General features: G+C 33.9%; 9 protein-coding genes. All 9 read left to right on the top strand.

The genetic code is table 11. The features are described 5' to 3' along the window. The first annotated feature begins 41 nt into the window (after nucleotides 1–41). Complete coding sequence (gene dnaA, locus ABRY23_10935; protein ID MFA3783567.1) at nucleotides 42–1,436, top strand: chromosomal replication initiator protein DnaA; 1,395 nt, start codon at nucleotides 42–44, stop codon at nucleotides 1,434–1,436. Nucleotides 1,437–1,836: 400 nt separating this feature from the next. Further along, complete coding sequence (gene dnaN, locus ABRY23_10930; GenBank protein ID MFA3783566.1) at nucleotides 1,837–2,964, top strand: DNA polymerase III subunit beta; 1,128 nt, start codon at nucleotides 1,837–1,839, stop codon at nucleotides 2,962–2,964. Nucleotides 2,965–2,966: 2 nt separating this feature from the next. Beyond that, nucleotides 2,967–4,073 (top strand): DNA replication/repair protein RecF, encoded by a 1,107-nt coding sequence (locus ABRY23_10925; protein MFA3783565.1) that lies wholly within the window; start codon nucleotides 2,967–2,969, stop codon nucleotides 4,071–4,073. Beyond that, nucleotides 4,066–4,350 (top strand): DUF721 domain-containing protein, encoded by a 285-nt coding sequence (locus ABRY23_10920; protein MFA3783564.1) that lies wholly within the window; start codon nucleotides 4,066–4,068, stop codon nucleotides 4,348–4,350. Before ABRY23_10925 ends, ABRY23_10920 begins: the two co-directional genes overlap by 8 nt. Nucleotides 4,351–4,362: 12 nt before the next feature. Further along, nucleotides 4,363–6,372 carry a DNA topoisomerase (ATP-hydrolyzing) subunit B gene (gene gyrB / locus ABRY23_10915; protein MFA3783563.1) on the top strand — a complete coding sequence of 670 codons (2,010 nt, stop codon included), beginning with the start codon at nucleotides 4,363–4,365 and terminating at the stop codon, nucleotides 6,370–6,372. A 67-nt stretch (nucleotides 6,373–6,439) separates the two neighbouring features. Continuing rightward, nucleotides 6,440–7,432 (top strand): magnesium transporter, encoded by a 993-nt coding sequence (locus ABRY23_10910; GenBank protein MFA3783562.1) that lies wholly within the window; start codon nucleotides 6,440–6,442, stop codon nucleotides 7,430–7,432. Nucleotides 7,433–7,481: 49 nt separating this feature from the next. Next, nucleotides 7,482–9,926 (top strand): DNA gyrase subunit A, encoded by a 2,445-nt coding sequence (gyrA, locus tag ABRY23_10905; protein ID MFA3783561.1) that lies wholly within the window; start codon nucleotides 7,482–7,484, stop codon nucleotides 9,924–9,926. A 92-nt stretch (nucleotides 9,927–10,018) separates the two neighbouring features. Next, nucleotides 10,019–11,206: a PLP-dependent aspartate aminotransferase family protein gene (locus ABRY23_10900; protein ID MFA3783560.1), complete on the top strand. Its 1,188-nt coding sequence runs from the start codon at nucleotides 10,019–10,021 to the stop codon at nucleotides 11,204–11,206. A gap of 104 nt (nucleotides 11,207–11,310) precedes the next feature. Continuing rightward, nucleotides 11,311–13,206 (top strand): M1 family metallopeptidase, encoded by a 1,896-nt coding sequence (locus ABRY23_10895; protein MFA3783559.1) that lies wholly within the window; start codon nucleotides 11,311–11,313, stop codon nucleotides 13,204–13,206. The last annotated feature ends 19 nt before the right edge of the window (nucleotides 13,207–13,225 follow it).

Raw genomic sequence — 13,225 nt, 5'->3', positions numbered from 1 at the left:
TTTTCTAAGTTTTTTAATATTTCTACTTGTGGATAACTTTTATGAGTGAACTTGCTGTAAAACTTTCTTCAGACAAAGACCCTAACACCATTTGGAAAGAGTTTTTAAGTATTATAAAAGAAAATGTACCATTTATAACTTATCATACTTGGTTCTTACCTATTAAACCTTATGAATTAGACGGAGCTACTTTAAAAATATATGTCCCTAATAATTTCTTTATAGAATGGATTGAAGGACATCACAATGCTTTAATTAATAATATCATTCATCAGGTTTTAGGACCAGAAGGCAAGCTCGTTTATATAGTTCTGGAAGAAAAAGAATCTCCAGATACAGACACACCAATTACACAGTCATCTGATTCATCTGTTAACCATGATAATAAGCAACACTCTACAGTTGAGACTTATTTAAATTCCAGGTATACATTTGAAAACTTTATTAAAGGAGAAGGAAATCAATTGGCTCGTGCCGCTGCAATTGCAGTTGCTGAAAATCCTGGTGAAACTTCTTTTAACCCACTTTTTATTTACGGCGGTGTCGGTCTTGGAAAAACACACTTAATACACGCCATTGGCAACAAAATTTTAGAAAAACAACATTTCAAGAAAGTCATATATGTATCTTCTGATGTTTTTACTGTTGAGTTCGTGGAATCAATTCAAAACAACACTGCAAATGAGTTTGCAAATTTTTATAAAAGCATGGATGTTTTAATTATAGACGACATACAATTTTTAATGGGCAAGGAAAAAACTCAAGATTTGTTTTATAATATATTTAATACGTTACATCAGTCAGGAAAACAAATTGTCTTATCTAGCGATAAACCACCAAAAGATTTAAAAGGATTGAACGAGCGACTCATTTCAAGATTCCAGTGGGGACTTACTGTAGATATACAGCCGCCTGATTTCGAGACAAGAATTGCTATATTAAAAAATAAAAGTGAATCTTACGGCTTTATTTTACCTGGCAACATTCTCGAATACATCGCACATAATATTACTACAAATATTCGTGAACTTGAAGGTTGTTTAATTAAACTTCTTGCAAATGCCTCTCTTAGCTCCAAGCAAATCGATTTTGAGCTTGTTAAAAAAACGGTAAAGGAAATTTCTACTACCAAGCGCGTTGATGTATCAATTGACTTTATCACTCGTGTTGTATGTGAATTCTTTGCAGTCGACGAAAACAAAGTAAGAGAAAAAAATAGAAGAAAGGAAGTTGTTTTAGCCCGTCAAACTGCTATGTATTTATCTAAAAACCTCACTAATTCTTCCCTAAAAACTATTGGTTTGCATTTCGGTGGTAGAGATCATTCCACAGTAATTCATGCTTGCAATAATATAGAAACCTTAATAGAAAAAGATGCTCAACTTCGCGAAAAAATAAATTCTATAAAAAGTAAAATAGAACTGAGTATTTCTTAGTTTATTCATTTTTACTTTGCCTTTCAAAATTGCTTTACTTAATCACTCAAAATAATTCAAAAATTATTTTATGTTAATATCATGTTAATAAGCTATTAGTTTCTTGTTAATAATTTTATAAATTAACATTCTTGTATGTGTATCTGCCAAATATTAAGAAAATATCCACATATATTTTTTTATTGCTTTTCTACTTTTTGACTTACCAAACAATAATTATCATAATATTAACATATCCACATCATAATTACTAATGAAAGTAAATTTTTTCTAAATCTTTTATTTATATAAAAATGTTAATTATAGATTTAGTCTGTAAAGAGACTGCTTACTATAAGAGCAGTTAAATTGAATGTCATGAGTTTTTTTAATAATTTTAACAATACTATGAGGAGATTTTATGGAATTTAAAGTTAACAGTAAGGAGCTTGAAAAACTTTTAAATCGAATATTTCCTGCTGTGCCGAGCAGAACGCCCATGCCTATTTTGGAGAACTTTCTTTTCGAAATTAAAGACGGATTGTTAACTATATATGCTACAGACTTAGAAATATCTCTTAAATCATCATTAAATGTAGTTGCAGATGAAGATTTTAAAATGGTAGTTCCGGCACGTCTTTTATTTGATTTTGTGAAATCTTTAAAGGAAACTACTATTCATTTTAAAACTATAGGTAATGGAAAATTAAATTTAACTACCGATATAGGAAAGTATTCTATAAGTTATTTAGATGCAGGGGAATTTCCTGAAATACCGACTATTTCTAATGCAGAAGCAGGAGAATTAAATGAAATAACAATTAATGGTGATGAATTAAAAGAAGCTTTTGAACGTTCTGCTTTTGCAATCAGTAAAGAAGAAATTAGACCAGCAATGATGGGTGTTCTTTTTGAATTTGGTGAAGAAGGATTAAGATTTGTAACAACAGATGGTCACAGGTTGGTTAATTTACTTAAGAAAAACATAAAATTAGATTCATTTCAACAATATATTGTTCCGGAACGTGCGGTATCTGTTTTAACTAAGATTTTAGATCAAAAGGATGTTAATATTTACTTTACTAAAACACATGCAGCCTTTAAGTTAACTGATATAGAACTGATAACACGATTAATTGGGTACAAATACCCGGACTATATGAGTGTAATCCCATTAGAAAATGAATTTTTACTTAAAGTAAAAACAAAAGAACTGCATGAATCTATAAGAAGAATGATGTTATTTACCACGTCAAACTTAAGAAAAGTGAAACTTACAATTAACAAGGAAGTGATTGATGTATCTGCAGAGGATGTTGACTTAGGCGCTTCCGGCGAAGAGAAAGTTACTTGTGATTACAAAGGTGAACCAATAGAAATAGGATTTAACTCGGCTTATTTAAGTGACATACTCACACATCTTGGTAGTGAGGAAGAAATTAGATTTAAATTACATTCACCTACAAAAGCGGTTATAATAGAACCGGTCGAAAAAAAAGAAAATCAAGAACTTATGATGCTTTTAATGCCGGTTCGCTTAAATAACTAAATATGGTTCTTAAACAAATTGATTTAACTAACTTTAGGCAGCATAGAAAAACAAGTTTAGAATTCTCCGAAAAGCTAAATTACTTTGTAGGCGGAAATGGGCAAGGAAAAACTTCAATTTTAGAGGCAATCTATTATTTGTGCACCACAAAAAACTTAAACCAAGCATCGGAATCTGATGTTGTAACTTTTGGTGAAAACAATTTTGAAATATCTGGAAAATTTATAGAGCATACCAAAGATATTGTTACCATTTCTTACGATAAATTACGCAGTAAAAAAACTTACTATTTGAACAACAAGTTGATTGGTAGTGCTACATCAATATTTGGTAAATTTCCAATTGTAGTTCTAACACAAGCAGACCATGCTTTAACTTTGGGAAGCCCATCTGATAGAAGAAGATTTGTTGATATGGTTATTTCGCAAGCAAGTCAAACATACTTAAAAATATTGATAGACTACAACAAGACATTGCGGCAAAGGGCTAACGTGTTATTGCAAATTAGAGATGCAAAAAAAAATAATTTAATTGAACAATTAGATGTGTGGACAGAATCTTTGATAAACTTGGGTACACAAATAATTGAACATAGAAAAAGTTTCGAGAAGGAGTTTAATCAATATCTTAAAAAATCTTATAATTTCTTGCTAAAAGAAACAGAATTACCAGTAATAGTTTATCAGACTTTTGTTAAAAATGATGCCGACATTAAAGAGAATTTTAAACAGCTTCTTAAAGTAGAAAGAGATAATGAAATTAAAAGAGCAATTAATTTGGTAGGTCCTCATAGAGATGAGTTTGTATTTAAAGTAAACAATTTGGAACTAAAAAGATTTGGTTCGCAGGGACAGCATAAGACCTTTCAAATAGCTTTAAGATTCGGAGAGTTTTTTTACTTAAAAGAGAAATTATCGAAAACCCCTATTTTTATAATGGATGATGTCTTCGGTGAATTGGATGCATACAGAGCCAGCAAAATCAGTGATTACATAACCCAAATCGGCCAAGCGTTTATAACTATGACAGATTTAACAAACATGAACAGTCTTTCTAAAGAAAACACAACTATATTTAATGTAGAACAAGGAAAAGTTACTTATGTTTAGTAAATTTAAGAGCATATCAGAAGTACTCGACAAAGAGAAAGATTTTGAGGGTATTAGGAAATTTATGAGAAACTTCAGTGTGGTAGAAGATTTCCCTAAAATTTTTCCTGAACTAAAAAAAATCGTTAAGGCAGTGAAAGTTTCACGTGGGATACTGTACATAAAAACAGAAAATTCAATATGGAGAAGCGAGCTGAGCTTTAAAAAAAATTTAATGATAGAAAAAATTAATAGATACTATAACGAGAATATTATCACATCAATCCGTTTTTTATAAAAGAGAAAAATTATGGCAGTAGATAGCAAAGAAAACAAAAAACCGCAAAGTGAATACACAGCTAAGAATATTAACGTTTTAAAGGGACTTGAAGCTGTAAGGAAGAGGCCGGCTATGTACGTCGGTGATGTAGGATCACGCGGCTTGCATCACCTTATAAATGAGGTGGTGGACAATAGTATAGATGAAGCTCTTGCTGGTTATAATGATAGAGTAATTGTAACGTTAAATAAAGATGGCAGCGTAACTGTAGAAGACAGAGGACGAGGAATACCAGTAGATATTCATCCAGAGGAAAAGAGATCCGCTTTAGAGGTTGTGATGACCGTTCTTCACGCGGGTGGAAAGTTCGACAAGAATACTTATAAAGTTTCAGGTGGATTACATGGCGTTGGTGTTTCTGTGGTTAATGCACTTTCTGAATGGTTGGAAGTAGAAGTAAGAAGAGATGGCAAAATTTATTTTCAATCGTATAAAAGAGGAGTTCCTACAGCACCTGTTAAAGTTAAAGGAAATTACAAGGGAGACCAAACCGGCACTAAAATAACTTTTAAGCCTGATAAAGAAATATTCAAAACGACAAAATTTAACTTTGATACCGTAGCCGAAAGACTAAGAGAATTAGCTTACTTAAACAAAAATGTTACTCTTATCCTTAAAGACGAAGTTGAAAAGCAAGAAGAAACTTATAGATTTAAAGGCGGTTTAGTTGATTTCGTAAAATATCTCGATGAGCAACGAACACCTTTACATAAACCAATATACATTGAAGGTGAAAAAGAAAACACTCCAGTAGAAATTGCTTTCGAGTACAGCGATTCTTATTCAGAAAATATTCATACTTACGTTAATAATATTAACACCGTAGAAGGTGGTACTCACTTAGTTGGATTTAGAACAGCATTGACAAGAACATTTAACAATTATGCAAATAAAAATGGATTGATAAAGGAAAACAGCAAAATAACATTGACAGGTGATGATTTTAAAGAGGGACTTACCGCAGTTATTTCAGTTAAAGTTATGGAGCCACAATTTGAGGGGCAGACAAAAACAAAACTTGGCAATAGTGAAGTTAAATCAATAGTTGAAACAATTGTTGGTGAAAAGCTTTCTGAATTTTTGGAAGAGAATCCGTCAATAGCAAAAAGAATAATAGAGAAATGTGTCAGAGCAGCCGAAGCACGTGAAGCTGCTCGTAAAGCCCGCGATTTAATAAGAAGAAAAAATGCACTCGATTCACTTAACTTGCCTGGTAAATTGGCTGACTGTTCAATAAATGACCCTGAACATTGTGAAATATATATTGTAGAAGGTGATTCCGCAGGCGGCTCCGCTAAGCAAGGCAGAGATAGACGTTTTCAAGCAATTCTGCCAATAAAGGGGAAAATATTGAATGTGGAGAAGGCTAAAATCAATAAAATATTGGAAAATGCAGAAATTCAAGCTATTATCTCTGCTATTGGCGCTGGTATTGGCGAGGACTTCGACCCATCTAAATCGCGCTATGGGAAAATTATTTTAATGACAGACGCAGATGTTGACGGAAGCCATATTAGAACATTACTTTTAACTTTCTTGTATAGACATATGAAAGAGCTTATTGCCGCCGGCAAAGTTTACATTGCTCAACCCCCACTTTATAAGATTAAAAAAGGTAAAGAAGAATATTATGCTTATGATGATAATGAACGCGATAAAATTCTTAAAAGACTAAAGGCGGAGATTAAAACCAAAGGTAAAACTAAGGAGGAAGAAATAGTAGAGGTAGAAGAGGGAGAAGAAAATCCGGAAGGCAATACAAAAGGAATCATTATCTCTCGTTACAAAGGTTTAGGTGAAATGAATCCTGAACAACTTTGGTCTACTACCATGAACCCCGAAACACGAACTGTTCTTCAAGTTAATCTTGAAAGTGCAGCTGCTGCGGATAAAATATTCGAAACTTTGATGGGTGATGCTGTAGAACCAAGAAGAGAGTTTATCGAAAAACATGCTAAATATGCAAATCTTGATGTATGATAGTTTGTACAACAATGAAATTAAAATTGGGATGAAACATTATCTTTAGAACTTTGAACTAGTATGAATGGACAAAAAACATACATATCAGCAATCAGTTTTAAATTTGGCTAGAAAAGATTTTACAGCACTTAATAAAAATCTTACAGTAAATGAAGTATTACATAAAATAAGAAAAGAAGGTGTTGGTGAAAGGATAGTTTATTTTTATGTGGTCGATGACGAAAACAGGCTCGTAGGTGTGCTGCCTACACGCAGAATTTTAACAGCACCTTTGGAGAAAAAAATAGAAGAGATAATGGTCAATAAAGTAGCAGCTCTCCCGTCTAATTCAACAGTGTACGACGCATGCGAGTTTTTTGTTACCTATAAATTCCTTGCACTTCCTATTATAAATAAGAATCAACAGCTTATTGGTGTTGTTGATGCTAACGTTTTTACAGAGGAAATGCTTAATCTAGAACCAGATATAGATGAACGTAGACTTGTTAATGATATATTTGAGACGATAGGTTTTAATATAAACCAAATAAAAAATGCGTCACCGCTGAAAGCTTGGAAAATTAGATTACCCTGGCTTTTTACTACAATTATCAGCGGAACAATTTGCGCAGCATTTGCAGTCCTTTTTGAGAGAACCCTTGCTGAAAGTTTAATAATCGCGTTTTTTTTAACTCTTGTTCTCGGCTTAGGTGAAAGTGTAGGTGTTCAAAGTATGACGCTTACTGTGCAAGCGCTTCATACAGTGTCGCCGTCTTTCAAATGGTATTTGAAATATTTATTGAAGGAATTGAAAACCTCGCTTTTGTTAGGCATTAGTTGTAGTGTTTTAGTAGTAATTATTATTTTTATTTGGAAAGGGACAGCATTAGCGGGACTGGCAATAGGCTTAAGTATTTTATTGATTGAACTTCAAGCAGCTTTATGGGGTGTGAGTGTTCCAACAATCTTGCATAAAACTAAATTAGACCCCAAAATATCAGCGGGGCCAGTAACACTTGCATTAACTGATATCTGCACTATTCTTTTTTACTTTGGAATGGCCACACTATTGTTGTAAGTATAAAAACAAGGAAAAATTTTTTGAACATATAAATTATTGTGTAACTATGACAACCATATTTGAAAAAGTAATACCAGTTTCCTTAGAAGAAGAGATGAAATCTTCTTACATAGATTATGCTATGAGCGTTATAGTAGCCAGAGCATTACCTGATGTAAGAGATGGTCTTAAACCGGTTCATAGAAGAGTTCTCTATGGAATGCATGAACTTGGACTTTCTTATAATAAGCCTTATAAGAAGTCAGCACGTATTGTTGGGGAAGTTCTTGGTAAATACCATCCACATGGCGATAGCGCAGTTTATGATACTATGGTGAGGATGGTGCAGGATTTCTCTCTTCGTTATCCTTTAATTGATGGCCAGGGCAACTTTGGCTCAATAGATGGTGATTCTCCAGCTGCAATGCGTTACACTGAAGCGCGACTGGCTAGAATTGCTGAAGAAATGCTTCGTGATTTGGATAAGAACACTGTTGACTTTACACCTAATTTTGATGAATCTCTCCAAGAACCAACAGTACTTCCCTCTTATTTGCCGAACTTACTTGTAAATGGAGCAAGTGGAATTGCGGTCGGAATGGCTACTAATATACCACCACATAACTTGGGCGAAATTGTCGATGGTCTTGTTGCTATGATAGATAACCCAAAGCTTAAACCGGAAGACCTGATGAAATATGTAAAAGCCCCGGATTTTCCTACAGGGGGCATAATATATGGTTACGAAGGCGTAAGAGAAGCTTACCTTACTGGGCGTGGAAGAATTGTGATACGTGCTAAAGCTAATGTTGAAACCCTTAAAAACGACAGAGAAAACATTGTAATAACTGAAATTCCTTATCAAGTCAATAAGGCTTCTTTGATAGAAAAAATAGCTGAGCTTGTTCGCGAAAACAAAGTAGATGGCATTTCAAATATTAGAGATGAATCAGATAGAGACGGGTTGCGTATAGTAATAGAAATGAAAAGAGACGGACAGCCGGCTGTTACTCTAAATCAATTATTTAAGCACACACAAATGCAAGTTACTTTTGGTGTTATAATGCTTGCGCTTGTAAATGGTGTTCCAAAAGTACTTACGTTACAGCAAACCATGGAACACTTCCTTCGTCATAGAATGGATGTGCTTATAAGAAGAACAAAATTTGACTTGGATGCGGCTGAAAGAAGAGCACATATTTTAGAAGGATATATTATTGCGCTCGATAATATTGATGCTGTTATTGAAACAATAAAGAAGTCAAAAGATGTAGAGACAGCAAAAAATAACTTAATGAAAAAGTTTAAGCTTTCTGAGATTCAAGCTAAAGCAATTCTTGATATGAGATTGCAGCGACTAACAGGTCTTGAGCGTAAAAAGATTGAAGATGAATATAAAGAAACAATAAAACTAATTGAGAAATTGAAAGGGATTCTAAACAACGAGAAGAAAAGAAATCAAATTATAAAAGAAGAACTATTAGCATTAAAAGAAAAATACGGTGATGAAAGAAGAACGGAAATAATTCATGATTATAAAGAATTTGCCTTAGAAGATATTATCGCTGAGGAAGATGTAGTGGTTACAATTTCGCATCAAGGATTTATAAAACGCTTTCCGGTCAGCGGCTACAGGCGTCAAGCGCGTGGCGGAAAAGGGGTAACAGGTGCTGGTACTAAAGATGAAGATTTTATTGAACATATGTTTGTTGCTTCTACTCACCATTACATTATGTTCTTTACTGACAAAGGAAAATGCTATTGGTTGAAAGTACATGAAATTCCAGAAGGCGGAAGAGCAGCCAAAGGAAGGTCTATTCTAAATCTAATCCAAAAAGATAAAGAAGAAAAAATTACTGCTTTTGTAACCGTTAAGGAATTTAGTAATGATAAATATATTGTAATGGCCACCGAAAAAGGTACAATCAAGAAAACAGTTCTTTCTGCTTACTCGAATATAAGACGCGGCGGTATAAATGCTATTAACCTTGCACCAGGCGATAAACTTATTGAAGCAAAACTAAGCGATGGAAATAATGACATTATTATTGGTACTAAAAATGGAATGGCAATCCGCTTCAATGAAAAGGATGTTAGAGAAATGGGAAGAACTGCAACGGGTGTACGAGGAATTAAACTTGGTAAGGGCGATATGGTTATCGGAATGATTGTGGTTAGAAATGCAAGCACATTAATGGTTGTTACTGAAAAAGGTTTTGGGAAAAGATCAGAAATTGAGGACTATAGACTAACTCGTCGCGGCGGAAAAGGTGTGATTACAATTAAGACATCAGAGAAAAATGGTAAACTTATTGCAATGATGGAAGTTAACGATAATGATGAACTGGTAATTATAACCGTAAAAGGGATTGTAATTAGACAATCAGTTGCAGAAATAAGAGTTATGGGAAGAAATACGCAAGGAGTTAGATTAATTAGACTTGCTGAAGGAGATGAAATTGCAGATATTGCTCGTGTAGTTCCTGAAGAAAACGGCACAGATGGAGCTTAACTTTAGCATGTTGATGATTAGCCAATCGAGATGTTTTAAGTAAAGTAAATATGAAGAACTAAAATCTAAGCTTACTTACAAACGAAAATAAAATGTTAACAAAAAATATTCACTTTGATTCTAAGTGTGTTCATTCCGGTGTTGGAGAGTATGAACACGGACCAGTAGTACCCCCAATTTATCAAACATCAACTTTTAAGTTTGTCAATACTGACCAAGGAGCCAGGCTTTTTAAAGGCGAAGAGGATGGTTATATTTATACTAGAATGAGAAATCCTACCATAGAAGCATTGGAAAATGCTGTAGCTGAGCTTGAAGAGGGACATAAAGCGTTAGCATGCTCAAGCGGTATGGCAGCAATTAATACCATTTTTACTTCCTTGCTTGAAAAAGGAAATCACGTTGTTTGTTCAGAATCTTTATATGGCCCGACCCGACTCTTACTTGAAACCATTTTTAATAAATTTGGTATCGAAACTTCCTTTGTTAACACATCAAACTTAACAGAAATAGAAGATGCTGTAAAATCTAATACTAAGTTAATTTATATCGAAACACCTGGAAATCCCACACTTGCTATTACTGATATTGAACAGACAGCCAAAATAGCGCACAGCAGCAAATCCCTTCTTGTAGTAGATAATACATTTATGAGCCCTGCTCTTCAACAGCCAATAAAATTTGGTGCAGATGTTGTCCTGCATAGTATGACAAAATTTTTGAATGGCCACGCAGATGTTATTGCTGGCGTAATTGTAGTTAAAAATGAAGAATTGTATTCTATAATAAGAAAGACCTTAAACCAAACAGGCGGTGTAATTGACCCGTTTAACTCGTTTTTAGTTCACAGGGGATTGAAAACTTTATCTTTAAGAATGCAACGACACAGTCAAAATGCTCAAGTAGTAGCAGAGTTTTTGGAAAATCATTCTAAGGTGAAATGGGTTAGTTACCCTGGTCTTAAAAGTCATCCACAATACGATGTAGCACAAAAACAGCATTATGGTTCAGGCGGGATGATTTCTTTTGAATTAAAGGGTGGTATAGAAGCAGGTAAAACACTTATGAATAATGTTAAACTTTGTCAACTCGCAGTTAGCTTGGGCGGAGTTGAAAGTTTAATTCAGCATCCTGCTTCAATGACGCATTTTTCCCTTGGAAAAGAAAACCGAGAAAAGGCGGGCATAACTGATGGACTGGTTAGATTGTCAGTCGGTATTGAAAATGTAAACGATATAATTAATGACCTCGAACAATCATTAAAGAAAATTTCTTTCTGAAAGACCTATTGAAATGTCTGTTAACAAATTAGTAGGTGAATTTTGTTCATATCTATTCCTTTCTTTAATTAATATATTATCACAGCCAAATATTTAAAGGTGAAATGATGAAAAAAACAATCCCATTTCTTTGCCTTTTGTTTTTTACAACGCTCCTTGTTTATCCGCAGCAGTATGGTGAGCTTTACATACCTTTAGAGTATCAAAGAGCAATTAAAAATGGAACACGCTCCATCGATGGAAAACCAGGCGTAAATTATTGGCAAAATTATTCTGATTATAAAATTAAAGCCGAGATAAATCCGAAATCAAAGGAACTCTTTGGTGAAGAAAAAATAATATATCACAACAATAGTCCCGATACCCTAAAACAATTGGTGGTTCGTATTTATCAAGATATATACAGAAAAGGTAATACTCGTGATTTTGAATTACCTGCTAAGGCAATTACCGATGGTACGGAGATTAAAAAAATTATTATTAATGGGTTAGATATTCTACTGGAGGGAGCTAAAGAATCACCGCATAGACAGGGAACTAATCTAATATTTAACTTGGAAAAACCTGTTCCTCCTAAGACAAATATTGACTTAGAATTTAAGTGGAGCTATACTATTTCTCAGCTTGCACCAATACGTACAGGTGCTTACGACAGCACATCATATTTAGTAGCTTACTGGTATCCACAAATGGCAGTTTACGATGACATCTCTGGCTGGGATATGCTTAATTACACTGGTAATCAAGAATTTTACAATGATTTCTCAAATTATGAAGTCGAAATTACAATGCCTAAGGGATTTTTAGTTTGGGCTACTGGGGTTCTTCAAAATCCTGAAGATGTTTATTCAGAGAATATACTAAAGAAATTCAAAGAGGCAATAAATTCAGATAAAGTGGTAAGGATAGTTACGGAAGAGGACCTTAAAAATGGATTAGTGACAAAAGATGGACCTAAAAATACATGGAAATATAAAGCTGAGGGTGTGACCGATTTTGCTTTTGGTACGAGCGATCATTATTTGTGGGATGGTTCCAGTGTTTTAGTAGATGATAACACAAAAAGGAAGACGTTTGTAGATGCAGCATATAAAAAAGAATCAAAAGACTTTTACGAAGTTGCAGAAATTGCAAGAAATTCCGTTTACATGCTATCCCATGAATTTCCAGGTTATCCGTTCCCTTACCCAAAAATAACAATATTCAATGGTTCCGGTGGGATGGAATATCCTATGATGGTTAACGATGGTTCTTCTAACGAAAGATGGGGTACGGTACATGTTACATCACATGAAATTTCCCATACTTATTTCCCATTTATGATGGGCATTAACGAAAGAGCGTATGCATGGATGGACGAAGGCTGGGCTACTGCGTTGCCTTTTGATATTCAGGAAAAGCTTTCCCCAGGTTATAAACCTCGAGAAAGAAATGCAGCTTCTTATTCTGAGTATGGTGGTACGTTAGGTGAAGTTCCATTAATGGTGCCTTCTTTTCTTTTAACTGGTAGTTCATATAGAACTGCTTCTTATAGAAGGCCAGGTTGTGCATACGATTTTTTAAGAGATATGCTGGGAGATTCATTGATGAAAAACGCTTTGCATGAATATATGAACAGATGGAAAGGGAAACATCCTGTACCTTTCGACTTTTTCTTCACTTTTAATGACGTAACAAAGCAAAACTTAAATTGGTACTGGAAAAAATGGTTTTTCGATTGGGCTTATCCAGATTTAGCAATTGGTAAAGTGGAAAAAGTAAAAGGGAAAAACTCTATCGAAGTTGTTAATATTGGCGGCATTCCTCTTCCAGTGTATCTTCAAGTTACTTTTAGTGACGGTTCTACACAAAATGTTAAGCAAACAGCTATAGTCTGGAAAAATGGAAATACGAAAACTACAGTTGTAATAGATAATAACAAGAAGATTAAGAACATAATACAGGGTAAACCTGAAGTGCCAGATGTTGATAAATCTAATAATGTTTATGAGGGGAAATAACTTTTATTGCAGAAGCAAA

It is taken from the genome of Melioribacteraceae bacterium 4301-Me, assembly GCA_041538185.1.
GTDB lineage: Bacteria > Bacteroidota > Ignavibacteria > Ignavibacteriales > Melioribacteraceae > Pyranulibacter > Pyranulibacter aquaticus.
Note: the sequence above shows the minus strand (reverse complement) of the source record. Positions and strands in the feature narration are given on the sequence as shown.

Bases quoted from the DNA above. Each gene is read 5' to 3' on its own strand.
- dnaA (MFA3783567.1), top strand. From the start codon at position 42: ATGAGTGAACTTGCTGTAAAACTTTCTTCAGACAAAGACCCTAACACC.
- dnaN (MFA3783566.1), top strand. From the start codon at position 1,837: ATGGAATTTAAAGTTAACAGTAAGGAGCTTGAAAAACTTTTAAATCGA.
- ABRY23_10925 (MFA3783565.1), top strand. From the start codon at position 2,967: ATGGTTCTTAAACAAATTGATTTAACTAACTTTAGGCAGCATAGAAAA.
- ABRY23_10920 (MFA3783564.1), top strand. From the start codon at position 4,066: ATGTTTAGTAAATTTAAGAGCATATCAGAAGTACTCGACAAAGAGAAA.
- gyrB (MFA3783563.1), top strand. From the start codon at position 4,363: ATGGCAGTAGATAGCAAAGAAAACAAAAAACCGCAAAGTGAATACACA.
- ABRY23_10910 (MFA3783562.1), top strand. From the start codon at position 6,440: ATGGACAAAAAACATACATATCAGCAATCAGTTTTAAATTTGGCTAGA.
- gyrA (MFA3783561.1), top strand. From the start codon at position 7,482: ATGACAACCATATTTGAAAAAGTAATACCAGTTTCCTTAGAAGAAGAG.
- ABRY23_10900 (MFA3783560.1), top strand. From the start codon at position 10,019: ATGTTAACAAAAAATATTCACTTTGATTCTAAGTGTGTTCATTCCGGT.
- ABRY23_10895 (MFA3783559.1), top strand. From the start codon at position 11,311: ATGATGAAAAAAACAATCCCATTTCTTTGCCTTTTGTTTTTTACAACG.